Annotated in this window: 27 protein-coding genes; 15 read left to right on the top strand and 12 right to left on the bottom strand. The window is 59.2% G+C overall.

Annotation, left to right across the window (positions count from 1 at the left end):
- Positions 1-2 precede the first annotated feature (2 nt).
- From AACY52_RS01750 to AACY52_RS01735, 4 genes are all read left to right on the top strand, one after another.
- Positions 3-629: a cytochrome o ubiquinol oxidase subunit III gene (locus AACY52_RS01750; protein ID WP_017734786.1), complete on the top strand. Its 627-nt coding sequence runs from the start codon at positions 3-5 to the stop codon at positions 627-629.
- A complete protein-coding gene (gene cyoD, locus AACY52_RS01745) occupies positions 629-970 on the top strand; it encodes a cytochrome o ubiquinol oxidase subunit IV (protein ID WP_010206434.1) in 342 nt (113 codons plus the stop codon). Before AACY52_RS01750 ends, cyoD begins: the two co-directional genes overlap by 1 nt.
- A gap of 11 nt (positions 971-981) precedes the next feature.
- Complete coding sequence (gene cyoE / locus AACY52_RS01740; protein ID WP_049711593.1) at positions 982-1,869, top strand: heme o synthase; 888 nt, start codon at positions 982-984, stop codon at positions 1,867-1,869.
- Positions 1,870-2,018: 149 nt separating this feature from the next.
- Positions 2,019-3,113 carry a pyridoxal phosphate-dependent aminotransferase gene (locus AACY52_RS01735; RefSeq protein WP_339560195.1) on the top strand — a complete coding sequence of 365 codons (1,095 nt, stop codon included), beginning with the start codon at positions 2,019-2,021 and terminating at the stop codon, positions 3,111-3,113.
- 73 nt (positions 3,114-3,186) lie between these two features.
- Here the strand turns inward: AACY52_RS01735 and AACY52_RS01730 are convergent, their stop codons facing one another.
- The 3 genes from AACY52_RS01730 to AACY52_RS01720 form a co-directional block, all read right to left on the bottom strand.
- Entirely contained in the window at positions 3,187-3,906 is a 720-nt protein-coding gene (locus tag AACY52_RS01730) for a hypothetical protein (protein ID WP_339420673.1), read from the bottom strand.
- A gap of 172 nt (positions 3,907-4,078) precedes the next feature.
- On the bottom strand, positions 4,079-5,332 hold the full coding sequence (locus AACY52_RS01725) for an aspartate aminotransferase family protein (RefSeq protein WP_339560194.1): 1,254 nt from the start codon (positions 5,330-5,332) through the stop codon (positions 4,079-4,081).
- 89 nt (positions 5,333-5,421) lie between these two features.
- Complete coding sequence (locus tag AACY52_RS01720) at positions 5,422-6,315, bottom strand: LysR substrate-binding domain-containing protein (RefSeq protein WP_339506087.1); 894 nt, start codon at positions 6,313-6,315, stop codon at positions 5,422-5,424.
- Between the two features lie 144 nt (positions 6,316-6,459).
- On the opposite strand from AACY52_RS01720, the gene AACY52_RS01715 reads away from it, so the two are divergent.
- Complete coding sequence (locus tag AACY52_RS01715; protein ID WP_339420670.1) at positions 6,460-7,488, top strand: amino acid ABC transporter substrate-binding protein; 1,029 nt, start codon at positions 6,460-6,462, stop codon at positions 7,486-7,488.
- 51 nt (positions 7,489-7,539) lie between these two features.
- Here AACY52_RS01715 and AACY52_RS01710 read toward each other — a convergent pair whose 3' ends face one another.
- The 6 genes from AACY52_RS01710 to AACY52_RS01685 form a co-directional block, all read right to left on the bottom strand.
- A complete protein-coding gene (locus AACY52_RS01710) occupies positions 7,540-8,553 on the bottom strand; it encodes a diguanylate cyclase domain-containing protein (protein WP_339560193.1) in 1,014 nt (337 codons plus the stop codon).
- A gap of 137 nt (positions 8,554-8,690) precedes the next feature.
- Entirely contained in the window at positions 8,691-10,583 is a 1,893-nt protein-coding gene (locus AACY52_RS01705) for an alkaline phosphatase family protein (protein ID WP_339560192.1), read from the bottom strand.
- A gap of 112 nt (positions 10,584-10,695) precedes the next feature.
- Positions 10,696-10,902, bottom strand: a complete 207-nt coding sequence (locus AACY52_RS01700; RefSeq protein WP_339420667.1) for a hypothetical protein — start codon at positions 10,900-10,902, stop codon at positions 10,696-10,698.
- A 176-nt stretch (positions 10,903-11,078) separates the two neighbouring features.
- The gene (locus AACY52_RS01695) at positions 11,079-13,322 is read right to left on the bottom strand and encodes an ATP-binding protein (RefSeq protein WP_339420666.1); all 2,244 of its coding nucleotides are present in this window, start codon (positions 13,320-13,322) and stop codon (positions 11,079-11,081) included.
- Positions 13,319-13,933, bottom strand: coding sequence for a biliverdin-producing heme oxygenase (locus AACY52_RS01690; protein WP_339420665.1), 615 nt, complete (start codon positions 13,931-13,933; stop codon positions 13,319-13,321). Before AACY52_RS01690 ends, AACY52_RS01695 begins: the two co-directional genes overlap by 4 nt.
- A 195-nt stretch (positions 13,934-14,128) precedes the next feature.
- Positions 14,129-14,509, bottom strand: a complete 381-nt coding sequence (locus AACY52_RS01685; RefSeq protein WP_339420664.1) for a response regulator — start codon at positions 14,507-14,509, stop codon at positions 14,129-14,131.
- A 178-nt stretch (positions 14,510-14,687) separates the two neighbouring features.
- On the opposite strand from AACY52_RS01685, the gene AACY52_RS01680 reads away from it, so the two are divergent.
- The 3 genes from AACY52_RS01680 to AACY52_RS01670 all read left to right on the top strand — a co-directional run bounded on the left by AACY52_RS01680 (position 14,688) and on the right by AACY52_RS01670 (position 17,797).
- Positions 14,688-15,071, top strand: a complete 384-nt coding sequence (locus AACY52_RS01680; protein ID WP_339420663.1) for a cytochrome c family protein — start codon at positions 14,688-14,690, stop codon at positions 15,069-15,071.
- Entirely contained in the window at positions 15,068-17,158 is a 2,091-nt protein-coding gene (locus AACY52_RS01675) for a hypothetical protein (RefSeq protein WP_339496824.1), read from the top strand. Before AACY52_RS01680 ends, AACY52_RS01675 begins: the two co-directional genes overlap by 4 nt.
- 72 nt (positions 17,159-17,230) lie before the next feature.
- A complete protein-coding gene (locus tag AACY52_RS01670; RefSeq protein WP_339420661.1) occupies positions 17,231-17,797 on the top strand; it encodes a hypothetical protein in 567 nt (188 codons plus the stop codon).
- A 3-nt stretch (positions 17,798-17,800) separates the two neighbouring features.
- Here AACY52_RS01670 and AACY52_RS01665 read toward each other — a convergent pair whose 3' ends face one another.
- Positions 17,801-18,271, bottom strand: a complete 471-nt coding sequence (locus AACY52_RS01665; RefSeq protein WP_339420660.1) for a hypothetical protein — start codon at positions 18,269-18,271, stop codon at positions 17,801-17,803.
- Between the two features lie 145 nt (positions 18,272-18,416).
- On the opposite strand from AACY52_RS01665, the gene AACY52_RS01660 reads away from it, so the two are divergent.
- Both AACY52_RS01660 and AACY52_RS01655 read left to right on the top strand, forming a co-directional pair.
- Positions 18,417-18,677: a hypothetical protein gene (locus tag AACY52_RS01660; protein WP_339506074.1), complete on the top strand. Its 261-nt coding sequence runs from the start codon at positions 18,417-18,419 to the stop codon at positions 18,675-18,677.
- A gap of 205 nt (positions 18,678-18,882) precedes the next feature.
- Positions 18,883-19,518 carry a LysE family translocator gene (locus AACY52_RS01655; protein WP_339420658.1) on the top strand — a complete coding sequence of 212 codons (636 nt, stop codon included), beginning with the start codon at positions 18,883-18,885 and terminating at the stop codon, positions 19,516-19,518.
- A gap of 6 nt (positions 19,519-19,524) precedes the next feature.
- Here the strand turns inward: AACY52_RS01655 and AACY52_RS01650 are convergent, their stop codons facing one another.
- Positions 19,525-19,854 carry a hypothetical protein gene (locus tag AACY52_RS01650; protein ID WP_339560191.1) on the bottom strand — a complete coding sequence of 110 codons (330 nt, stop codon included), beginning with the start codon at positions 19,852-19,854 and terminating at the stop codon, positions 19,525-19,527.
- A 147-nt stretch (positions 19,855-20,001) separates the two neighbouring features.
- Here AACY52_RS01650 and AACY52_RS01645 point away from each other — a divergent pair, with 147 nt between their 5' ends.
- A complete protein-coding gene (locus AACY52_RS01645; RefSeq protein ID WP_339420656.1) occupies positions 20,002-20,436 on the top strand; it encodes a hypothetical protein in 435 nt (144 codons plus the stop codon).
- 89 nt (positions 20,437-20,525) lie between these two features.
- Here the strand turns inward: AACY52_RS01645 and AACY52_RS01640 are convergent, their stop codons facing one another.
- Positions 20,526-20,906 (bottom strand): cupin domain-containing protein, encoded by a 381-nt coding sequence (locus AACY52_RS01640; protein ID WP_339420655.1) that lies wholly within the window; start codon positions 20,904-20,906, stop codon positions 20,526-20,528.
- Between the two features lie 238 nt (positions 20,907-21,144).
- Between AACY52_RS01640 and AACY52_RS01635 the strand changes: the two genes are divergently transcribed.
- The 4 genes from AACY52_RS01635 to AACY52_RS01620 are packed head-to-tail and all read left to right on the top strand — an operon-like array spanning position 21,145 to position 25,125.
- Positions 21,145-22,356, top strand: a complete 1,212-nt coding sequence (locus AACY52_RS01635; protein ID WP_339420653.1) for a methyl-accepting chemotaxis protein — start codon at positions 21,145-21,147, stop codon at positions 22,354-22,356.
- A 9-nt stretch (positions 22,357-22,365) separates the two neighbouring features.
- A complete protein-coding gene (locus AACY52_RS01630) occupies positions 22,366-22,734 on the top strand; it encodes a response regulator (RefSeq protein WP_058423391.1) in 369 nt (122 codons plus the stop codon).
- A 23-nt stretch (positions 22,735-22,757) separates the two neighbouring features.
- Positions 22,758-23,045: an STAS domain-containing protein gene (locus AACY52_RS01625; RefSeq protein ID WP_339420652.1), complete on the top strand. Its 288-nt coding sequence runs from the start codon at positions 22,758-22,760 to the stop codon at positions 23,043-23,045.
- 40 nt (positions 23,046-23,085) lie between these two features.
- Positions 23,086-25,125: a chemotaxis protein CheA gene (locus AACY52_RS01620; RefSeq protein ID WP_339427493.1), complete on the top strand. Its 2,040-nt coding sequence runs from the start codon at positions 23,086-23,088 to the stop codon at positions 25,123-25,125.
- Positions 25,126-25,147: the final 22 nt, after the last annotated feature.

Genomic DNA, 25,147 nt, shown 5'->3' with positions numbered 1-25,147 from the left:
CCATGTCGAACTTAGTGACCAATGCTGGACACGCCCATGTCGATGACCATGGGCACGATGACCATCACCACGACTCGGGGCCGATGACCGTTTTCGGTTTCTGGCTCTACCTGATGACCGACTGCATCTTGTTTGCGTCGATCTTCGCGGTGTACGCGGTACTGGTAAACAACGTAGCGGGTGGCCCGTCGGGCCACGACATCTTCGAACTGCCTTACGTGCTCGGCGAAACCGCCTTGCTGTTGTTCAGTTCGATTACCTACGGCTTCGCCATGTTGGCCTTCTACAAGGGCAACAAGAAGGGCGTACTGAGCTGGTTGGGTCTGACCTTCCTGTTCGGCCTGGGCTTCATCGGCATGGAGATCAACGAGTTCCATCTGCTGATCTCCGAAGGCTACGGCCCGCACCGTTCCGGCTTCCTGTCCGCGTTCTTCACGCTGGTAGGCACTCACGGTCTGCACGTGACGGCAGGCCTGCTGTGGATGGCGGTGATGATGTATCAGGTCAATAAACACGGCCTGACCAACACCAACAAGACTCGCCTGAGCTGCCTGAGCCTGTTCTGGCACTTCCTGGACGTGGTCTGGATCTGCGTCTTCACCGTTGTTTACCTGATGGGGACTCTGTAATGGCTAATGCACACTCCCATGACCATGACAGCCATGATGCGAGCCACGGCAGCGTTAAGTCGTACGCCATCGGCTTCATCCTGTCGGTAATACTTACCCTGATCCCGTTCGGCCTGGTGATGTACCCAACCCTGCCGAAATCGATCACGTTGATGATCGTGCTGGCGTTCGCGGTGATTCAGGTGCTGGTTCACCTGGTGTACTTCCTGCACTTGGATCGCTCGAAAGAGCAGCGCGATAACGTGATTGCGTTCGTGTTCGCAGGCTTAGTAATCCTGCTGCTGGTTGGCCTGTCGATATGGATCATGTTCAGCATCCATACGTTCATGATGGCGAAGTGAGGTAAGACCCGATGTCGCTTAAGCACTTTATCCAAATCACCAAACCGGGGATCATTTTCGGTAACGTGCTTTCTGTGGCGGGCGGTTTCTTCCTGGCCTCCAAGGGACATGTCGATCTGGCCATCTTCCTGGCTGCAATGATTGGCACATCCCTGGTGGTAGCTTCCGGATGTGTGTTCAACAACTGCATCGACCGCGACATCGACATCAAGATGGAGCGCACCAAGAACCGCGCGTTGGTCCAGGGTCTGGTTTCCCTGAAGCTGGCGCTGCTGTTCGCGACCGTCCTGGGTGTTGCCGGTGTGGTGCTGTTGTACAAGGTGGCTAACCCGCTGGCGGCGCTGTTTGCCGTGATCGGCTTTGTCATCTACGTCGGCCTCTACAGCCTGTACCTCAAGCGCAAGTCGGTTCACGGCACGCTGGTGGGCAGTCTGTCGGGGGCGATGCCTCCGGTAATTGGTTATGTGGCTGTGACCAATAGCTTCGACATGGCCGCGCTGGTGCTACTGGTGATGTTCAGCCTGTGGCAGATGCCGCATTCCTACGCCATCGCGATTTTCCGCTTCAATGACTACCTGGCTGCGTCGATTCCGGTTTTGCCGGTTAAACGTGGCATCCAGGTCGCCAAGAAACACATCCTGCTGTACATCCTGGCCTTCCTTGTGGCGACCTTGATGTTGACCTTCAGTGGCTACGCCGGCATGAGCTACCTTGCCGTCGCCGCCGCCATGGGCATGTACTGGTTGTACATGGCCTGGACCGGCTACAAGGCGGTGGATGACACCGTCTGGGCGCGCAAGCTGTTCGTGTTCTCGATCTTCACCATCACCGCGCTTAGCGTGATGATGTCCCTGGATTTCCAAGTGCCGAAAGAGCTGTTGCTGACCTACGCTCACTGAAGAGTCCCGCAGTGAAAAAGCCCCGCCTTCGAGAGAAGCGCGGGGCTTTTTCTTGGGCGTTCGGTTAAATCGGCCAATGCCTTTTCCGTCATACACTTTTGTACGAGCTGTGCGAATCCATCACCCGCCCTACAACAAGGAGTTGTCACATGGTCAGCGTTAGTCGTCGGTCCCTTCTCGCCGTAGGCGCCGCCCTGCCGTTGCTGGGGCGCCTGGATTGGGCGGTTGCGGCGTCGTCGCCGGCAACGTCTGACAAGGTAAGGCTCAACTACAACGAAAGCCCCTACGGCCCTTCAGGCGCTGCGCGGGAGGCGATGCAGCGGGGCATCGCCAACTCCGGACGTTATCCTTACGGCCATATGTATGCTTTAGCCGGGCTGTTTGCCCAACAGCAAGAAGTTGCCGAGGAACAGGTGGCGGTATTTGCAGGCTCGATGGCGGCCTTGCGCTATGCCGTATTGGCATTCACCAGTGAAACCCGTGGCCTGGTGATGGCCGCGCCGTCCTACGAGGTGCCGCGCCAGGCGGCCGAGTCGAACAAGGCGCCGGTGAAGGAAGTCAGTCTGAGCGCCGACCACGCCCACGACATCCCGGCCATGCTCGCCGCCGATCCCCAGGCGGGCATGCTCTACCTGTGCAATCCCAATAACCCCACTGGCACTGTCACGTCTACCGAGGCCATCCGCCAGGCACTGGCAAACAAACCCAAAGGCAGTGTGCTGGTGGTGGACGAGGCCTATATCGACTTCGCCGACGTCCCCAGCGTTGTCAGTTGGGTCAAGGACCATGACGACCTGCTGGTGCTGCGCACGTTCTCGAAAATCTACGGCATGGCCGGCGCCCGTCTGGGCCTGGCAATCGGCCACCCTGCGTTGCTGGAGCGGCTGGCCGTGTTTGGCGGCGACAACGTACCGGCAGGTTCCACACTGCTCGGCGGCATTGCCAGCCTGGAAGACGTGAAACTGCTGCCGCAACGCAAGGCGCTCAATAACCAGCTGCGTGACGAGACCGTGGCCTGGCTGAAAGGCCGTGGTTTCACCTGCACCGCCTCCCAGGCCAACTGCTTCATGATCGACGTGAAGCAACCGGCGGAGCAGGTGATCGAGCAGTTGGCGGCGCAGGGTGTGCTGATCGGCCGGGTGTTTAAAAGCTGGCCGCAGTGGGTGCGTGTGACGGTGGGAGACAAGCGGGAGATGGCACGGTTTCGCGAGGTGTTTGCAGCGCAAGTCGAACGGGTCAGTTGACACAGCACAGATCAAATGTGGGAGCTGGCAAGCCAGCTCCCACATTTGATTCTGCGGTGTAGCTTGCTACGAGTTACTGCTGAGCGATGCTGTACCCCTCAAACGCAGTCTGCTGTTGCAACGCAGTAATGACGCTTTTGCGGCTCAACGGCTGTTCTGCACCGGCGTTGTCCACAAAGCTCTCAACCGTAAGCTCCGCTTCATCGCCTTCACCCACAAAGCTGAAACCCAAAAACTCAAACGCCTCACGGTCAACGTTCAGCTTCGAGCGCGGCGTGCGCAGTGGCAGGGTGACGCTGATGCCATCTTTGCTGATCACAAACACTTCGGCTTCTTTCTTGGGCCGTGAAGCCTTGCTCTTGCCGGCGCTTGGGTTGCTGATGGCCTGGTGGCTCTGGTTCAGTACTTTCAAGGCCAGGCCGTAGACCAGCTCCTGGAACTCGGGGTCGTCCTTGAAACTCGACAGGATACGGCTGATCGAGAACTGGCTGCTCAGGTCTTCCAGGGCAGCATTGTCGGCCGCCTCGGCGTCTTTCAATTGCTTGAGCTGGCCCATCAAATCGTAGGCTTTGTCGTCGTCGAAGGCATCGTGGGCCTGGCGGATGGCCACGCGCAGTTCGCGGATCTGGTCGCTTTCCTTGGACGTATGGAACGCGTCCAGCACCATCTCGCTGATGATCTTGGCTGCTGGCACATGCTGTGAAAGATTGATGGCGTTTTCGTATTCGGCTTTGGCGCGCAAGGCGGCTACGGATTCTTCGGCGGATTCTTCGATGGTGTAGGAATCGGGCATTGAAATTTCACTACTTCAGTAAACGAGGACAAAAAAGCGTCGGGCATTTTCAGGGGGGAGGGGGATCAGGTCAAGGCAGCACAATGCCCTTATCACGACGTAACGCCGGCAGCGCCCATTGCAGCCGGACTGCCCACCTGCAAAACAGACCTACGAAAAACCCCGGCCTTCCTTACTGGGACAAGTGCCTCAGGCACGCTTCGAGGATATCCAAGCCCTCCTCCAGCACCGCCGGCTCAGTCGTCAGCGGTGCCAGTAAACGGATGATATGCCGCGACTTGCCGCTGGGCATTAGCAGCAACCCGGCATCCCGTGCCAGGCCCAACAGTTGAGCAAGCTGTTTCGGTGCGGGGGTGCCATCGGCGTTCGCCAGCTCAATGCCGCGCATGGCGCCGACGCCGGTCAGGCGGCCGAGGTAGGGCGTGAGGCCTTGTGCGCACCAGGCTTCATAGCGGCTGACGATGGCTTCTTGCTGTTGCGCTCCCCAAGTGTTCAGGTGCTCATCTGTCATTGCGTCAAGGGTGGCTAATGCTGCGGCACACGCAATAGGGTTGCCGGAATACGTGCCGCCCAGGCCGCCCTTCGGCAGGTTGTCCATCAACGCCTTGCGCCCCACTACGGCGCCCAGCGGGACACCCCCGGCGATGCTTTTACCCAGCAGGATCAAGTCCGGTTCGATCCCCAGGCGTGAGAACGCAAAACGCTGGCCGGTACGGCCAAAGCCGGATTGGATTTCATCGGCAATCAGCAGGATGTTCTTCTCATCGCAAAAGCGCCGAAGAGCCTGGGCGAACTGCATATCTAGCGCCAGGAACCCCCCTTCGCCCTGCACCGGTTCGATAATGAAACAGGCCACATCGTTGACGTCGATTTCTACGCTGAATAGGCGGTCCATGGCTTTCAGTGCCTCAGCGCAGGTCACGTCGTTATCAGCACTGGGGTAGGGCAGGTGGAACACCGGGCCGGGCAGTACACCGACCTTTTGTTTGTAGGGCGCGACCTTGCCGTTGAGGTTGAGCGTGGCCAGGGTGCGGCCGTGGAAGGCACCGTCAAATGCAATCACCGCCGTACGGCCGGTGGCGCCGCGCACGATCTTCAGCGCATTTTCCGCCGCCTCCGCGCCGCTGTTGGTGAGCATGCCGCTGACTGGGTAGTCCACCGGGATAAACGCGCTGAGGCGCTCCATCAGTTCGATGTAGGGCGCGTGCGGGGCGGCGTTGAACGCGTAGTGGGTCAGTTTGGTCGCTTGTTCACGAATCGCCTCGACCACGCCCGGGTGGCAATGGCCGAGGTTGAGCACACCGATGCCGCCAACAAAATCGATATAGCGTTTGCCCGAGGTATCCCAGACTTCGGCGTTTTTCCCGTGGCTGAGGCTGATGGGATGAACGATGGAAATCGACTGGCTGATGGTTTCGTAGCTCATGAATCGGTGACTCGGCAGTGACGGGCGTCTTTTTATCTAAGCTGGGCGCCCGCCCTTGTCGCAAACGAAATAAAGTCGCCGGGTCATTATTAAAAGTCGGGATGTGAGCGGACGTAGTCCACCATCCAGTTCAGGAAGGCCTTCACCTTGGGGACCTCGCCGGCATGCTCGGCATGGGCGATAAAGTGCGCGCCGCTGCTGGGCATTGCGTAGTCCCACGCAATCATCAGGCTGCCCTGGGCCAACTCTTCGGCCACCAGATACTGCGGCACCAACGCTACGCCGTAGCCCGATTGTGCTGCGCGAATGCACATGTAGAACGTGTCGAAACGCGGCCCGTGATAGCTGTTCTGCGAGTGCAGCCCCTGTTCGAGGAACCATTCGTGCCAGGCTTCCGGGCGCGAGGTGCATTGCAGCAACGTGTGGCGCGACGAAGCATCGCTGCCTTCGGCAACAAAGCCCGGTGCGCACACCGGCACCACCGCTTCACGGAACAGCTCGATGCACGTCGCGCCCGGCCATGAGCCCTGCCCATAGAAAAACGCGATATCGGCCTTGGCCTGCAACACATCGAAAGGCTCCAGCTCGTTGCGCACATCCAGGTGGATATTCGGGTGTTTCACCGCGAAATCCTTGAGCTTGGGCACCAGCCAGCGATCGCCGAAGGTCGGCTGGGTGGCGATGCGCAGCACTTCGGTCTCGCCGCCGTAGGTGAGGATGTAGCGGCTGGAGATGTCCACCTGGGTCAGGATTTTGTGCACTTCGGCCAGGTACAGCGACCCCGCTGGCGACAGGTGCAAGCGCTGGCGGACCCGTTCGAACAGGTTGTGGCAGAGCATTTCTTCCAACTGCGCCACCTGCTTGCTGACGGCACTCTGGGTCAGGTGCAGCTCTTCGGCGGCACGGGTGAAACTCAAGTGGCGGGCGGCGGCTTCGAAGCATTGCAAGGCCGTCATCGAAGGGGTCAAGCGTTTTGAAATCATGCAGTTCATTCCAAATCGGAAGGAGCCTTTGCCTAAAGGTCGTTTGTGGCAGCGGCGTAAAGCCGTGGATACTGCCCGGCAGCACTATAAACCGGCGCGGGCGATACGGCGCCGAATAATAAGGAATGACAGGGAGAGCCTTGCATGAACTCATTCAAAATTACGTTGGCCGCGATTGGCGCCAGCGCCGTGCTTGGCCTGGCAGGCACCGCCCACGCGGGCGCAACCCTGGACGCCATCCAGAAAAAAGGCTTTATCCAATGTGGTGTCAGCGATGGGCTACCGGGCTTCGGCGTGCCCAACAGCCAGGGCAAGATGACCGGTATCGATGTGGACGTATGCCACGCGGTGGCGGCAGCCGTATTCGGCGACGCGTCGAAAGTGAAGTTCACGCAGTTGACCGCCAAGGAGCGTTTCACGGCGCTGCAGTCCGGTGAGATCGACCTGATCTCACGTAACACCACCTGGACCAGCTCCCGTGATTCGGGCATGGGCTTAGTGTTCACCGGCGTGACCTACTACGACGGCATTGGCTTTCTGGTGAACAACAAGCTGGGCGTTACTGGCGCCAAGCAATTGGACGGCGCCACCGTGTGCATCCAGGCCGGTACTACGACTGAACTCAATGTTTCCGATTACTTCCGCACCAAGGGGATGAAGTACATACCGATCACCTTTGACACCGCCGACGAAAGCGCCAAGGCCCTGGAAGCCGGGCGTTGCGATGTACTCACCACCGACCAATCGGGCTTGTATGCCCAGCGAATCAAGATGGCCCACCCGGACGAGTTTGTGGTGTTGCCGGAAGTGATTTCCAAGGAACCCTTGGGGCCGCTGGTGCGTAAAGGCGATGACGAGTGGTTCAGTATCGTCAAATGGACCTTGTTCGCGATGCTCAACGCCGAGGAAATGGGCATCACCTCGCAGAATGTCGAAGAGCAGGCCAAGACCACCAAGAATCCGGACATTGCGCGGTTGCTGGGGGTTGATGGCGAATACGGCAAGGACTTGAAACTGCGCAAGGATTGGGTGGTTCAGATCGTCAAGCAAGTGGGCAACTATGGCGAAGTATTCGAGCGCAATATCGGCCAGGGCAGCGTGCTGAAAATCAAGCGCGGGCTCAATGCGCTGTGGAACAACGGCGGCATCCAATACGCGCCGCCAGTCAGATAAACGCGGTCCCGCTGTAGGCGCTGGCAAGCCTGCGCCTACAGTGAACATTGCTTATTCGGACACGCCGTCCTTCCCCGCCGCCTTGGCGCGATACAACGCCTGATCAGCGCGCGCCATCAGGGCCGCGGGGGGCTCATCCCTTAGATGCACAGCAACACCCAGGCTCAGGGTTACCTTGAAATCATCCCTTTGCGGGCGATTCCTGAACGTCTGGCGGATGTTTTCTGCCTGCGCCTTTGCGATGTCCAGCGAGGTTTTGGGCAGGACCAGCACAAACTCATCGCCGCCCCATCGGGCCAGCAGGTCATTAGGGCGGATACAACTTTCCAGGCATCCCACCACCCGCACCAAGGTCTGGTCGCCCACACCATGACCGTAGCGGTCATTGATCAGCTTGAAGTTATCGATGTCTATGGCAATCAATGCCAGCGGCAGGCGAAAGCGCTGGGCACGGTCGCATTCTTCGAGTAGCACTTTCTCCAGGCGATAGCGATTGGCGGCCAGGGTCAGCGCATCCCTTTCGGCCAAGGTGCGATTTTCATCCAATTGCAGCTGCAGCTGCTGATTGACCCGCGACAGCTCGCACGTACGTTCGGCCACCAGTGCCTCAAGCGATTGATTGCGCTTTTCCAGCTGTTCGACGGAGCATTTGCGCAGATGAATATCGCGATGGGCGCCCACCATTCGCGCCACCGAGCCGTCGGCGTTACGTGCAATCACGTAGCCGCGGTCTTCGATCCACAGGTAGCTGCCATCTTTTTTGCGGCAGCGATATTCGACTTGGTAGTGGGGGGCGCGACGGTGGATGTAGTCGTCGAACAGCTTCATCACCTGGGGGTAGTCGTCCGGGTGAATCACGTTCTCCCAGGTGAACACAGTGTTCTCTAGTGCATGGCGGTGATAGCCAAGCATTTCGTACCAGCCTGGATTGCGGTAGACGAAACCTGTGTTGGCATTCCAATCCCAGATCCCGTCACTGACCAGCTCCAGAACGGTGTGTAGCATGTCGGCGTTGAAGTGAGAGAAATCTTGCTTTAACGGATTAGTGTCGGAGGTATCGTTCATCTGCGCATTCCTTGCGAGGGCAGGCATTCAACGCCTACCCCTGTTGTCGCCGATACTCCGTGGCTGGGGCTACTGTACAACGGAGCCTGGATGCTTTGAATAGGGAAGGTGTACGGCGAAAGATTGATGGAAGATAGCTATTGCTTCGGCGCCACCATCCTCGTCCGCTCCTTCCCATCTGCGTTGTGCTGATAAATCGCGTCGGGCTGACCCTGCTCATTGAAAAACACTTGGCCAATCCCCGCCGAATTCCATAACCGCTCGCCCGCTTCGGCGTGCTCCGGAATATGGGGCACCACCTGCATGGTGCGGCGGCGGGTGAACCAGTTGAGCGGCGAGCGCGGCGAGTATAGCCAGCGATTAAGGCGGTCGAACCACTCCAGCAGGCGGGGTGGGAATTCGTTCTTGATACCGCTGCTGGTGATCTGCCAGATCCTGGGGCCGGCGTTGCGATGGCGGATCAGCACTTCGTAGACGAACGAGTAGTGCACGTCACCGGAGAGGATCACGTAGTTACCCGGCGTGCGGGAATGACGGAAGATATTGAGGATTACTTGGGCGGCTCCGCGATGGGCCATCCAGTTTTCAGCATCCACCAGCAAGGGGTGGCCGCACCAACTGAACACCTTCTGCACTGTCTCGATCAACTTGACGCCGAAGATTGGCGCGGGCGAGACGATGATGACCGAGGGGTGATCCAGCAGTTCCTGTTGCAGCTCGCTCAAGGCCTCCCAGTCCAGCAGCCCGGAAGGTTGTTTGAGGGTGAACTCGCTGCGCCAACGGCGAGTGCGGGTGTCGAGCACCACCATGGCGGGGGTGGTGGGCAGTACGTAATGCCAGCGCTGGAATTTCAGCAACGTTTCGAGCAGTTCATCCTGCGCGCCCGCGTCCAAATGATTGGCTTTGGGCTGAGCCGTGAGGGCTTGGGTTTGGCTGACCAGTTCGCCAAACGCGTCCGGTTGGTTGCCCCAGCCCTGGCACAGCAAATAGGCAAGCAGGGCGTTGCCGATGATGCGCTTGGAGAAAGGGTGGCCGTAGGCAGTCTCCTCCCATTGGGCGCTAAGGTTCCAGTCGTCGGTGATGTCGTGATCGTCAAAAATCATCAAGGTCGACAGGTGGGCGAATACCCGCGCGACGCCCTGTAGGCCGTCGCGAAATTTATTGATCTGTACCTGTTCGCGCGCGTAGCGCTGGTGTCTTTCTACGTTCAGTTGCGCAGGTTGAGGTGCAATCAACGTCCAGGGCGTGGGCGACCATACCAGCAAGTACATTGCGATGACTTCAGCGAATGTCACCAGATGATTGTCGGCGGTGCTGCTGGTGAAGATGGGCTTTTTTACACCACCAAAGAAGCGTTCGCGCAGGGTTTCGTTGCTGTCCAGTGCGGGCAGCAAGTCGGCGCGATGGTAGTAGCTGGCGCTGTGCCTGTAGAGGCTGGCGCTGTCATCGACCACGGCGCCCTCCAGGTATTCATCGAACAGGCCCAGGCGTGCGATCAATGAATGTATCGCCCGCAGCATCGGCCCGGCCACATCATCGGCGTAGACCTGATCGCCGCTCATCATCAGCAAGGCTGGGCGATCGGTTGGGGTGTGGGCGTCTGCCAGCAGGCGGTCGACACACAGCAAACCCTCGTCGGCACTGTGATGGGGTTTGCGGCATGAGCCGTGCACCAACTGGTGGATACGGCTGTGCAACACGAAACTCGGAAGGTGGGCGTTGGCGTACAGCAGGTGCGGTGCCCAGTCAGCAATGCCGGTGCTGTCGAACAACAGGTCGTAGTCGATCGCCACGTCCAGGGGCAGTGCATCGTCCAGTGACACGTCGATCAAATGGATAAATGCCTGGCGCCCTACTGCCACAACCTGGCACTGGTTCAGGGTGATCTCCAGTGTCTGAGTTGGCAGATGCAATTTCAGCGTCAATTCAAGTGCGCGGCTTCCCACCAGCCACAACACCAGGCGACGAGGTTCGAGACGCCGCAGCAGTGGGCCGGCCAGTACGGCGGGCAGTGTGTCGGGATGCGGCATGCAGGCAAGAATTCCATGCAGGGTGAGCCGGCAAGATTAACCCAGTGAATGTCATCGTTTTGTTAAGGGAGAGCGTACGGAGGGCCGTGCACTGCCCTCCGTGTAAGGCCGGTTAAAGCAGGCGACCTTGCCCCAGGCTGTCTATCCCACCGCCGTTTTTGCGTCGACGGTCATTGGCTGTCGTACTTGCAGGGTCAGCGGCATGCAGTTGCGTTTGTGTGTCGTCAATACTGCGCTTCCTGCGTTGGGCCTCTGCATCATCCTTCTGCAGCGGTGGGTAGTGAAAGTGGCCCATTGAGTGGTTGATAGCGTTAAGCATGGATGTTTCCTTCTATTGGGTAGAGGATTCTCCGCTTGTGAGAGCGAAGTGAGACCAACCTTATAGAGGGCGAAACGGGCCAGCTATAAACGCGCTGATGCAAGATATGACTGACGTGGGTAAACGCGCTTCAGACGTCATCAGAGGCGCACCGCCGCTCTCACGGTTTTACCGTGTCAGGTTGGCGAGACTTCAATTAACTTCGGCACCGTGAATCGGAACTCACTGCCACGACCCAATTCACTTTCTGCAACGATCCTGCCGCCATGGGCCTGCACGATACCTTGCGTGATGTACAGTCCCAGGCCGCTTCCGGTCGGGTTGTTCTCCGCCTGGGTCCAGTAGCGATCGAACACGTGAGGCAAGTGCTCGGGTGCAATGCCTTCACCGGAGTCGCGCACCGAGAAGACGATGGCGTCGTCGGTGCTCATGGCGCTGATACCGATGTTGCCCTGGCGCGGGGTAAACTTGATGGCGTTGCCGATCAGGTTCGACAGCACCTGAAACAGGCGCTCGGGGTCGCCGTTGATCAGTAGGCCAGACTCGGCGTTGAACGACAGGTCGATGCCTTTTTCCATCGCCAGCGGTGCGAGCAGGGCGTAGGCCTCTTCAAACATCTGGCTCACGTCGAGCACCACCAGCTTGACCACATAGCGTCCGGCCTCGATTTTCGAGGTGTCGAGCAAATCTTCCAGCAGCACATTCATGCGCGCGGTCGCCTGTTGCATGGTGTCGATGGCCGAGGAAATCCGCCGTGAGGTGTGGGGACCATCGGAGCTGAAGGCGTTCTGCATCATGCCGCAGAGCATGGAGATAACCGTCATCGGGTTACGCAAGTCGTGTGACACCACTGCCACCAGCTCATCGCGGGCGCGCACGGCTTGTTGTTCGCGCAGTACCTGGCGAGCCAGGTCGTTTTCCAGGGCCGAGCGACGCAGGTCGTTGGCGGCGAAAAGGTCGCCATGGCTCCATTTGGAGGAGATGCCAGCCATCTCGACTTTCCAGATTTCAAACGAGGTACGTGGGCGAAGGCGTAGGCCTGCGTCGGAATTTTCCAGGTTCAGTGGCTTTTTTGGGTCGCCGCTCCAGTGGATGTTCTCTTTGACTTCCGGGCGAAACCACAGCAAACCGTTGTCCACCGGCTTCGGCAGGCTCAAGGCCAGGACACCGCTGGCCACCTGCTGGTACTCGGAGGCCGGCGGATACACCGACGCCAGGTGATGACTGGCGAACACCGGCTCGCTGCTCATCTGCAACCATTTGTGCAACGCACGGATCTGCGCTGGTTCCGGGCAATTGCCATAGCAGCGCAGTTGCTTGTCTTCGATGATCGCGACGCCGCCGGACACGGTCAGGTCCATCAGCAAGCGCGGTTGCTGGGCCAGGCCCCCGAACACGCTTTCTTGCGACGCTTTCATGGCTTGATCCAGCAGCGTCAGGGTCTCGACTTTCTCTTCACGCTGACGTGTCAGGTCCAAGGCCTCCATGGCGCTGATCTGCAACGACAAGACCTGGCCGATAGTCTGGCAGGCGGTGCGCAGGTCATTCGGCACCATCAGCGGTTCGCGGTTGCCGCAGCTGATCAGCCCCCAAAGCTTGTCGCCTTTCATCAGCGAGATGCTCATGGACGACAGCACGCCCATGTTCTGCATGTACTGGCAGTGAATTGGAGACACGCTGCGCAGGGTGGCGAAACTCAGGTCCAAGGGCTGGTCGGAGTCAGGGCGCAACTTGGGCAACAGCGGCACCGGCTCGTAGGCGGCGTTCGGGATGATGCGCAACCAATTGGTGCGATACAGCTCACGGGCCTGCTCCGGGATGTCGGACGCGGGGAAGAACAGCCCGTTGAACAGCTCCATGGACGGTGCCGACGCTTCGGCGATCACCTGGCCGTGACCTTCGTCTTCGAAGCGGTAGATCAGCACGCGGTCGTAGCCGGTCATGGCCTGGATTTCAGTCACGCTGATTTCGTACAGCGCTTGCAGGGTTTTCGCCGACTGCAAACGCTGCAGCATTTTGCCCAGGTCACTGGTGCGGCCGCTCAGTGCCCGTGGGCGGAAGTCCTTGACCCGTGGTTCGAACTCCAGCACCAGCACATTCTGATGGCGGTGCAGCAGGCCTTCGAACTCCGCGCCGTTGAGCGTGACGTGCAGAGGTGCAGCGTCGAAAAACGTATTGTTTTCGGCCATGGCGCCGACGGCGTTGGCGTGCTCGGTGCCTATCAGCGTGTGCAGCGGCTGGCCCAGCAGCGCTTCGGGTGCGTGCCCGAACAACGTGTCGACGTTGGCACTGACCTGGATGATATTCATCTCCGGCTCGGATAACGTCAGCAGCGCACCGTGGGGTTGGATCGCACCCGGAAAGCGGATGGGCTCGTCGGCACAGTTGGTAAGCAGCTCTTCAAAATCTTCGGTTTTCATAGCAGTACCTCCTGGCTGTCGAGCCATTGCTCAAAGCAGCTGAATGTCGAACGGGCAGCATCCACCGCGCGCTGTTTGGCGCGGGCATCCAGCGGCAGGCGTCCCAGGTAATCGAGAAAGTCTTTCCAGCGCCGACCTGTCTCGGCACCGTATACATCGAGAAACGCACCACCGTTGTCGGCATTGACGTGCAGACGCTGGGCCATTTCCCGGCGCAGCACTTGGCCGCCGAGGGTCGCGCCTTCCAGCACGTACAGGGCACCGAGGCAGGCGGCGGGGGTGTCGAGGGTCGGGAGTTTGGCGCAGCGGGGCAAGGCGTCAATAGCCTGCTCATCCAAGCCCAGAGCGTTGAGGTCATTCAGTAGCGTCGGCGTTTTCGTACGCAACCCCTGGTCGAAGCCTTCAGGGATCAAATCGCATTCGTACAGCGCCGCTTCCATTGGCCCATAAAACCCGTAATACGCCTGCAATAAGCGCTGATACCAATCGGCATCCATGCGCTCGGAGAAAAATGGCAGGCGCTTTTCCAACGTCATATGCAGCAGGGCTGTACCTGTGCGCAACGTTTCCAGCAAAGAGGGCGCGCCAACGTCATGGGCCTGTGAATGCATTCAGTGAGCTCGAACTGTGGGCCTCTCGGCCATGAATGACGCATTTAAATGGGCGACAATTCTACACAACTAATGGCGGGCAGATTTACGCGCAAAGCGAACAGGCTGACCAGCGGATCAGAAAAGTCACTGCTTGTTTATTCAGAGACCACAGTGCATACGGTGAAGTTCGGCTGAAATGATGTCGCGACGCCATCAATGCATGGGCAGCCCCTGCTGGGTCAGCGCCGCTTGCACACAGTCGATCAGGTGCTCAGTGCTCCAGGGTTTGGGCAAGAAGCGGACCGACCCACCTAGCTGTGCTGCAATACTGGTGTTTCCGGACGTCAACACCACCGGCACCGTTGGCCACCGATGCGCGACCACTCGGCTCAAGTCATAACCGTTGAGCAAACCTGGCATCTGCACATCGCTGACGATCAGGTGCACCGGGTCATCCTCGCGCTCCAAATAAATCATTCCCTCATCCGCCGAAGGAAATGACGTCACGACCGCCCCAAAATCTTCCAGTACATCCACCATCAACGTCCGAATGATTTCGTCGTCTTCCAATACTAATATCGATGGCTGAGCCATGATCGTTACTCCACCATCAGGGTTCATAAGGTGGAGTGGGTCAGGAATGTAAGAGTTTCGATGCAAAGGTTTTTTGCCGATGGATGGTCATGTTGTGGCACGGTTTGGTGCACTGGGCTGGCTAGCAGGCATAATTGCACCACCGTTGCTGCCAGCAGCACTCGATGTGGAGCACCCTATGAAATATACCGCCTCACTGGCGCTGATTCTTGCCGCTGGTATGTCCAGCCCCCTGACCTATGCTGCGGGCGACGCCGAAGCTGGCGGCAAACTTTTCACCAAGACCTGCGGCGGCTGCCACAGTGTCGGCGAGGGCGCACGCGGTGGTTTCGGCCCTGAACTCAACGGCATCATCGGCCGACCTGCGGGGATTACCACTGACTATCAGTATTCCGATGCGATGAAAAACTCCGGTGTGGTCTGGACCCGGGACAAACTCGCCGCCTACATCGAGGCGCCGAAGAAGGTGGTAAGTGGTACGCGGATGATCTTCTGGGGCATTAGTGATCAGGAAAAAATCGAGAACATCCTGGCGTACCTGGAAACCTTCCAGCCCAAGTGATCGAAGCCTACGGGCGCCACCTTACAAAACCCAGAGGCACGCTGATGGACCGGCAACTGCTCAAGCTCGCCCGCAACAAACAGCTGGCGCACCCCGCGATGCTCGACGAGTTCGACATCAACGATTGGATTGCAAAGTATCAGGCGCTTTATCCAGGGCACAGCCTCGAAAGAGGCTTTCTGGAAGGTGCACGCTGGTTGAACAGCCAATTTAAACGGGTGCAGAGCAGCCGTCTGCACTATTCGTTCAGTACAAATGAGCCGCTGACATATGACGCGCTGATCAGCGCACATATCGGGGCGGCCAATCACTTCTTCTGCGCAATGGCCGCCGAGGCGCTGCAGGCCGTCAAGGCCAACCCGGTAGCGTCCCTTGAAGAGCACCTTTCATTCCGATCTTCGTTGACTAACGGTGAGTCCGGCCTGCCACCGGATCATCTCAATATGTTGCGCCTGGATTCGCTCTGCGGGCCGATCTGGGATCTGTATCAAAACCGCCATGACTTGCGTGTGCTGTTCCCCGACAATTGCCCGCATATGCTCAGTGCTATCAACTTTTTTGCCTATGAAAGCGATTTGGTGCAACTGACCCATAGTTTCAAAAAAATCTGGCAGGAGTTGTTGTACGGCGGCATGGAGTTTTTTGCCGATTCCAAAGGCGTTCTACTCTCGTCTGCGTCGGAGCATCTGGATCTGGTCAAAGTGATTTATGAATACCGCCGTGATCACCACAACGGTACCAACGGTCTGAGAATTTCCGGTGAAATTCAGCAGGGCCGCCAAACCTATGCGCCTCAGCTTGGGGGGCAGCGCTATATCAAATGCGCCGGCACTGGCGCGTTGTCGATCGGCAAGTGGTCTGAATTAAGCGACAGCGTCCAGACAGCCGCGCTTTATGCGTACCTGTCGCCGTATTACATGATCGACGAGTACCTGCATCCTTTGTTCGATGCTTCTCCCGAGCCCGCTATAAAAAGTATCGAGTGCCAGAACCTGCTGCATATCTGGCTGCACCTTTCGGTGATCGCGGCTCAACTTAAAGAACACTATGCTCAGATGTCTGCGCCGCAGCAGTGGGAAGATCTGCTCAAGCTGTGTCCGCGGTTCTCCCGTGAAACGCTTGCGGCGCGGCTTGCAGAGTGCACTGGGCTCGCGTCTGAACAGGTCGATGCGGCCATTGATCTGCTCATTTATGAGGCCAAGAGCCTGCAGCATGACCTGTGGTCGCGACCGTTGGTGAAGGTGGATGACGACGTGCTGATTCCGATCAGTGCGCCGTTGACGGCCAGCATCTCCAGGAATTTTGATATCTGGCTCAACATCATCGACCCCAAAGGCAAGCAGCGCGGACGATTGTTTGAACGTTACCTGCTCGCGGTGTTGGAAGATTGTCGCAGAACCAACCCGATCATGGCGGACTTGAAGTGGTTGGGGGCGGTTAAGTTCAGAGGAACGTCCAATGTTGTCGAGGAGATCGACCTGGTGTTCTCGTTTGGCAGGCTGCTGGTGGTGTGCGAACTGCGCAGTCGGCGAGCACCGATAACGCCGCTGGATTACCACAATGATTTTTCCGATAACAATGGCATCACCCATAAAACCCGCCAGGCGCGCCGAAAAGCCCAACATATTCAGCAAGCACTGGGGGCATTTTGCAGCCAGTATTTTCCTCACCTCAGCGACGCGTCCGCAGTCACTGTGCTGCCGCTGGTGATCGTCAGTGGTCCTTATCACGCCGGTTTTGCATGTGACGACGTGCCCATTCTGGACGCCCACTTGCTCAGGCATTTTCTCAAGGATGGCGAAGTTCGGTTTGGAGGGCGTGCGGACTCCGATACCGCGTACGACTACGGGTATGCCCTGTATAACGATGTCGAAGGCGCACAGCGTGAGTTCGCAGGTTATGCTGCGAGCCCGGCCTTGATCAGGATTTACCGAGCCATGGCTCAGCCCCGTCTGCACCGGTACCCCCTGCGGGGCGAGCAGGCTCAGCCGGTGCGGAGTCTGTTCTACGAGCTTTCAGGTTTCAGCTTCGAGGAACAATTGGCTGTAGCGCAGTCGGTTTCAGGCGGCAAGCTGCGCAAAATTTAAGGTGACAAAGTGTGGAACATTCCCAGTGAACCCTAGTCTCTTCATCACCCTCATTCGATAAGGACATCCCCCGTGAAGCGAGTCGCGCTGCTCTCCATCGCCCTGGCCCTGGGCGCCTGCCAATCCAACCAACGCGACTCATCGCCCAGCCTGCTCAAGGACGGCATTCAGTTTCGCCAGAAAACCGTGGCTGTGGATGCGGAACACGCCAAGGTCATCATGAAGTCCAGTGGCGGCACTCCCGCCGTCGACTTCTCGATCAGCCGCGAAGGCGACCCCGACTCACGCATGGAAGCCCTCGGCAAGGTGATGGACACCGGCGAAGGCAAGGTCTTCAACTGGATCGCCAAGCTCAACCAAACCGTCGCCAGCGCCACGCTCAAGCGTTTTCCACAACTGGAAATCCAGGCCGACCCCGGCAAGAAACTCACTGTATCGGGTTACGCGAACGACACCCGCACCGGTTACTACTACACCTGCGGGCCGGAGATAAATACGTTCCGCCCGGAGAAGGCAAAAGTGTATCTGGTGGAATTCCAATTCAAGGGCTCGGGGTGTGAGCAGCATGTGTATGACGTGACGGATCCGGCGAATCGGGTACCGGTGGCTGAGGCGGGGAGTGGGGTTAAGTCGGGTTGAGGGTTAGCCGTGGTGCGGTAGACCCTGCGGGCATACCACACCGTTGAGGGTGTGGGTGCAGCAGTTGCAGAAGGAGGGCATCTGCTCGGGCGTCAGCTGTGGGTTGACCTTTTGCAGCAGGCCGTCCTCGTCGATATACAAGCCGCTGTAGTAGCTATTCTCATCCGTTCTGACGTAGTCCTGCTTGTCGCTTTCATGTAGCGCGACCATCCAGAACACCGGATCCGGACGATCCAGGCGGGCGTTGGCTTCGCTGAACACCTGATCCCATGGGTGGCCGACTTTGGAGAGGAGAAAGCGGTATAGCGGGGTGTAATCAAAGCCGTGTCGTTGATGGCTGTGCATCGAACCGCGATTTGATGGTTTGTTTTTTTCGCTTTTGGTGTGCCGCTCATACCGGTAGGCGCGACAACTGCCGTGGCGCACGCCATGGGTTCGGGTGTTGACCGAGCGATAGAGGAGGGGCTTTTGCATGGATGGCCTCATTGTTTTCTTTCACTGCCTTAAAGGTTGACCTTTGGAACGGACGGCGGTTAACGGATTGGTTGAGCTATCCGCGTATTCAACTAGGGTTTTCGATTGAAGGGACGTTTTCGGATTATAACGAGTCCAGGGAGATATGGTTTTGGAAGGTCGCCTGAAGGTGGTTAATGGGTTGATGTTTGTTGTGCTGGTGGTTGCGGTGGTGCTTGGGGTGTTTAACGGGGTGGTAGTGGCTATATCGGCGTATTTTGGGCCGTTTTATGACGGGGATGCGGACCAGAATCGGAATTTTGGAACCTGGTTGGTGGGGAATGGCGTAGTGGTTGTCGGGGCGGTGGTGGGTGGGGTCGGTTGGTATCGCAGGGGGCGGGGTGATGAGCTGACTAAGCGGAAGTAGAGGCTGAGTCGGAATCGGTCGATGGCAGTGTTTCGAATATTTCGATTTTCGTTTGTTTCGATCATGTCCTGCCTCGCGGGTGTATGCCGTTTTGCTCACGGATCTGTATCTAACGCGCACATTTTGAACGCCCTACCATGGCGGCCAAGCCGTCAACCTTGGCCAAATGTTTCGCGTCGACAAACTACACCCCAGGAGCCCAACAATGCCTGAACTGTCCAGTTGGCTGGCCTATGCGCTGATTTCACTCGGCATGGTGCTCACGCCCGGTCCGAACATGATTTACCTCATTTCCCGTTCGATCTGCCAGGGCCGCACGGCCGGGTTGATTTCCCTCGGCGGCGTGGCGTTGGGGTTTCTGGTTTATATGTTGTGCGCCGCCTTGGGCATCACGGCCCTGGTCATGGCAGTGCCGTTTGCCTATGACGCGCTGCGCTTTGGCGGGGCGTTGTACCTGGCCTACATGGCCTGGCAGGCGATCCGGCCGGGTGGGCGTTCGCCGTTCCAGGTGCGGGATCTGCCCAAGGACAGCCCGCGCAAGCTGTTCACCATGGGCCTGGTGACCAACCTGCTCAACCCCAAGGTGGCGGTGATGTATTTGTCGTTGCTGCCGCAGTTCATCGACCCGAACGGTCATGGCAGCGTGTTGATGCAATCCCTGGTACTGGGCTTTACGCAGATTTTTATCAGCGTGAGCGTCAATGCGGCGATTGCGGCCATGGCGGGTTCGATCGCGGTGTTTTTCGTTGCCCGGCCGGGTTGGCAGGTGGTGCAGCGCTGGCTGATGGGATCTGTGCTGATGGGGCTGGCGGTGCGGATGGCGGTTGAAGGGCGGCGGTAGGGTGCCTCACTGGATGTCTTTGAGGTAATCCTGCAGGTGGGTCAGTGGCCCGCGCAGTTCATCCAACTGAGCCGCGTTTTGCACATCACTCGCCAACCGTTGCAGCTCGCGACCCATCACCGTATCGGTCCCGCCCAATGCCTCAAGTGCTTGATCAACACATTCCGCGAGTTTGGATTGAATAACGACCAGCTCCCCCTGCCGCACCAACAACCCGAACACTTCCCGGTCATACCGATCCATCACCGGATCATCCCGCAAAACCGGGCTGCCACCGTCCGTCTCGTGCACCAGCTTCAGTGCAAAAAGCGCAACCGCTTCCAGCGTCAATTCCATGGTTTCGGTTCCTCGGTGTTTTTTTGGGGGGAAGTGGGGGAGGGCGATGATCACTGTTCTGCGCATGAAAAAAAAGACCCCATGCCGCGAACGGGTCAGGACCCGCCAACGCAATGTCATCCGCCCGAGCAACGATACTAAATGGCTATGTTGCAACTCGCCGTGCCAAATGCACCCGGCCACCAGACGGAGGCGGTGCAAGGCTCAACCCATTACAAGGACGCAAACACGCATGCAGTCACTTCTCACCCGAGCATCCACAGAAACGCGAGCTGGCTTAAGCCGGCCTATGGATCGATGATTTATCGTGGCGCAGGCTGGCTGACGTTGTTTACACCGGTGTCGATGGTGCTGCTATTGATGTGGCTGTGGCCCGACCCCAGCGTCAAACCCGGCAACACATCGCTGATGCAGGTGTTGATCGGCTTCGGGGCGGGGTCGGCGATCAACGCCGTGCTCGGCTTTGCACTGAACCGACAGCCGCACGCCGATGGCGTCCGCCACCACTTCTTTTTCATGCCGATGCAGTGGCCGGCGCTGGTGATCATGGTGGCCTGCACACTGATTGCCTTGCTGAAATAACCCAACCGGCCGCTCGGCCAGGGCGGCCGCGTCTCGACCTGTTCAAGGCGGCCACGGTAAGTGGTGTGAGCGAGCGGGCGAGGCCAGCCTCAGATCCACTGGTCATTCACAGCCGTACGCTCCCCACCTTCATGCCCGGTATTCAAGATGCCCCGTGGCTCGATCATCATCAGCTTGGCCTCGCCTTCGGCGGCGGTGCGGTGCTCTACGCCACGAGGGACCACGTACAGCTCACCTGGTGCGACATAGACCGGGCCGTCTGGCAGGTCGATACGCAGGGTGCCTTCGAGTACCAGAAAGGCTTCGTCGGTTTCGGGGTGGGAGTGCCAGATGAACTCGCCTTCGATGCGTACTACTTTGAACTGGTAGTCGTTCATTTCGGCGACGACGCGTGGGCTCCATTGCTGGTCGATCAGGTCGGCTTTTTGGGTGAGATTTATAGGTTTTGTCGGGGGCTGCGGCTGAGGCATGACGGATACTCTGCTGGATAAGAGTCGTCAGGTTAGCGAACGAGGGGGCGAGGGCGCTTGTACGATCCTGCAAGCAGTCTGAGCGTGTCGGCTGGCGTCGCCTACACTTAACGTCCTGCTCAGTCACACATCGGTCATAAACCAGACGGAAGGCATACACCAGACCTAAAGTTGCGGCGTAAAGAGCGGATAAACTCTATGTCGTTTACAGCCGCAACACTGTTCAAGGATCGAACTCATGCCCCAGCGCTCATCCAGCCGTATGCACCTTCCCGCTTATCCTCGTTTCCGTTGGTTCGCCTTGATCCCAGTCTTGCCGGCCGTTTTGTGGATACTCGTGCAATCCACCTCGACAGCCAATCTGCTGGCCTGCGCGGCACTGGTGATGATGGGCTTGGGGGCCTGTGCGTGGAGCGCGGCTTCACAGCGCAACGCAATGGAGCGCGCGATTGCGCAGGGGCAGGCAGGCCAGCCAAGTTCGGACGCGCCTAACGGCATGGCCTCCCGTGCACAGCTCGATGAGGTGTTGCTGGGCGCCATGCCGATCTGGGCCAAGCAGGTGGAAAGCTCGCGCCATCAGACCGAAGAAGCGATTGTGAGCCTGGCGAATCGTTTCACCGGGATCGCCACGCGCTTGCAAGAAACGGTACAAGCGTCGCAGCACGCGGCCGGTGAGCTGGACGGGCAGGCCGCCGACGGCGCGCTAGAGGTGCTGGCGCGCAGTGACAGCGAGTTGAGCCAGGTGATCAATTCGCTCAAGGCCACTCAAACCAGCCGTGATCAGACCCTGGCTCAGGTGCGCAGCCTGACCGCCTACACGGGCGAACTGCGCACCATGGCCGCTGATGTGGCGGCGATTGCCGCACAAACCAACCTGCTGGCCCTCAACGCGGCCATCGAAGCGGCGCGTGCCGGTGAGGCCGGTCGCGGCTTCGCGGTGGTGGCCGATGCGGTGCGCAGCCTGTCGAGCAAGTCCAGTGAAACGGGCCAGCAGATGTCGGCCAAGGTCGACATCATCAATAACGCCATTACTCAATTGGTGCAGGCAGCGTCCAGCAGCGCCGACCAGGACAGCCATTCTGTGGCCGAGTCCGAAAACAGTATTCAAGTGGTGCTCACACGTTTTCAGAGCATCACTGGGCGCCTGGCCGAATCTGCCGACCTGCTCAAGCAGGAAAGCTACGGCATTCGGGATGAGATGACCGAGGTGTTGGTCAACTTGCAATTCCAGGACCGGGTCAGCCAGATCCTCAGTCACGTGCGCGACAACATGCACGCCCTGCATGACCATCTCGTGCAGGCCAACCAGACCCCGGACCAGCCGCTGGCCATCGACGCCCGCCAATGGCTGGCGCGCATGGAAACCACCTACGCCACCGATGAGCAACGGCGCCTCCATCATGGCGAGGCGGCTGTGCAACAGAATTCTCAAGACATCACTTTCTTTTAGGAGCGCATCATGGCGAAGAATGTATTAGTGGTCGACGACTCCAGCAGCGTGCGGCAAGTGGTTGGCATCGCCTTGAAAAGCGCCGGTTACGACGTGATCGAGGCCAGTGACGGCAAGGACGCCCTGAACAAGCTGACCGGGCAAAAAGTGCACCTGATCATCAGCGACGTGAACATGCCTAACATGGATGGCATCACCTTCGTCAAGGAGGTCAAGAAGCTGGCCAACTACAAGTTCACCCCGATCATCATGCTGACCACCGAGTCTCAGGAATCGAAGAAGGCCGAAGGCCAGGCCGCGGGCGCCAAGGCGTGGGTGGTCAAGCCGTTCCAGCCGGCGCAGATGCTGGCGGCGGTCTCTAAATTGATCTTGCCCTGACACCCGGCGCCAGGGAGGCCTACATGCCGATCACTCACGAAACCATCGACGACACCGCCCACGTGGGCATCGACGGCGAACTCACGATCTACACCGTCGCTGAGCTGGCGGGCGCGTTGTTGCCGCAGATGGGCGCCGCGCCGCGCCTGGACCTGGACCTGTCGCAGGTCACGGAGGTGGACGGTGCCGGCCTGCAGTTGCTGGCAGTCATCCAGCGTGAAGCCGGCATTGCCGGCACCGCCTTGAGTGTGACCGGCCAGAGCCAGGCGGTCATGCAGGCGCTCCAACTGTGTCGCAGCGCCGCGCTTTAATCGGCACTGTCCCGTTCATTGATCGACAAGGAAAGTCCAGGTGAGCATCAATCTCGATCAGGCACTGCAGACCTTCATCGTCGAGGCCCGCGAACTGCTGCAGGCCATGGAGCAATCCCTGCTGCAGTTGGAAAGCGACCCCGGCGACCAGGATGCCATCGGCGCGATTTTCCGCGCCGCGCACACCATCAAGGGTTCCGCCGGATTGTTCGGCCTCGCGCCGATCGTGGGGTTCACGCATATCGTCGAAGACGTGCTCGACCGCCTACGCGACGGCAGTGTGGCAGTGGACGCTGCCTTAATCGCGCTGCTGCTCAAGTGCGGCGACCATATGCTTGAACTGATCGACGTGATTGCCAGCCGCGGTGAGGCGCCGACCCCAGCCGCGCTGGAGCGCGGTGAGACCTTGCGCGAGGCGCTGAGCGACTATCAGCCGCTGCGCACCGCCACTGCCGACGTCGTACCTGCTGCGGTGGACGACGACCCGGGGGCCGAAGTGCTTTGGCATATTTCTCTGCGCTTTGGCGTGGAGGTGTTCCGTAATGGCATGGACCCGCTGTCGTTCCTGCGTTACCTCGATACGCTGGGGCACATGGTGCAGGTCACCACCCTGACCGACAACATCCCTGCCCTGGAGAGCTGGGACCCGGAAAGCTGCTACCTGGGCTTCGAGATCGACCTGCGGTCGACGGCCAGCCATGCCACGCTCAACGAAGTGTTCGACTTCGTGCGCGACGACTGTGACGTGCACATCCGCGCGGTCGACGAAACGCCGGAAAGCAGCGTCGCCATCGGCATTGACTTGATCGCACAAGCCGAGCAAGGTCCGGCTCCCGCCTCGCCCCAGCGCCTGCCGGCGAACAGCGAGGCGAAAACCCGCGACGGCAGTTATGTGCGGGTCAACGCCGACAAGCTCGACGAGTTGATCAACCTGGTCGGCGAATTGGTGATCGCCAGCGCCGGCGCAAGCCTGTTGGCGCGTTCCTGTAACAACGACCCGCTGCAGGAGGCCACCTCGACGGTGTCGGGGCTGGTGGAAGAGATCCTCGATGGCGCCCTGCACCTGCGCATGATACCCATCGGCGACACGTTCAACCGCTTCCGCCGCGTGGTGCGCGATGTCAGCCAGGAACTGGGTAAGGACATCGAGCTGATCATCAGCGGCGCGGAAACCGAGCTGGACAAGACCGTGGTAGAGAAGATCGGCGACCCGCTGATGCACCTGCTGCGCAACGCCATGGACCACGGTATCGAAAGCGCCGATGTGCGACGTTCGGCGGGCAAGTCGAGCAAGGGCCATCTGAGCCTCAATGCTTACCACGACTCCGGAAGCATCGTCATCGAAATCGCCGATGACGGCGCCGGGCTCAACCGCGACCGCATTCTGGAAAAAGCCCAGGAACGCGGGCTGGTGGCCAGCGGCGCTGTGCTCACCGACCAGGAGATCTACAACCTGATCTTCGAAGCGGGGTTCTCCACCGCCGAGGCCGTGACCAACCTGTCCGGGCGCGGCGTCGGCATGGACGTGGTCAAGCGCAATATCACCTTGTTGCGCGGCACCGTCGACCTCGACAGCCGTCCCGGCCAGGGCACCGTGGTGCGCATTCGCTTGCCGCTGACCCTGGCGATCATCAATGGGTTCCTGGTCGGCATCGACCAATCCACCTACGTGATTCCCCTGGACATGGTCCAGGAATGTATCGAGCTGGATGAACACCAGCGCCAGTCCAGCCGCGACACGGGCTATCTGGACCTGCGTGGCGAGGTGTTGCCGTTGGTGCACCTGCGTGACCACTTCAGCCATGAAGGCCCCGTTGCCCGACGCCAGAATGTGGTGGTGGTGCGCTACGCCGAGCATAAGGCCGGGCTGGTGGTGGATGACCTGCTCGGTGAGTTTCAGACCGTGATCAAACCCCTGGGCAAGCTATTCGGCGCACTGCGCGGTATCAGTGGCTCGACCATCCTGGGCAGCGGCGCGGTGGCCCTGATCCTGGATGTACCGGCACTGCTCAATCAAATCGTACAAGTGGAAGCCCGCACGTCCCTGGCGCCTCAGTCGCCACCGGTCGTCGCCCGCTGATGTCTTTGCAATTCCATGGAGG

The organism is Pseudomonas sp. EA_65y_Pfl1_P113 (assembly GCF_963970525.1).
GTDB lineage: Bacteria > Pseudomonadota > Gammaproteobacteria > Pseudomonadales > Pseudomonadaceae > Aquipseudomonas > Aquipseudomonas tritici.
Note: the sequence above shows the minus strand (reverse complement) of the source record. Positions and strands in the feature narration are given on the sequence as shown.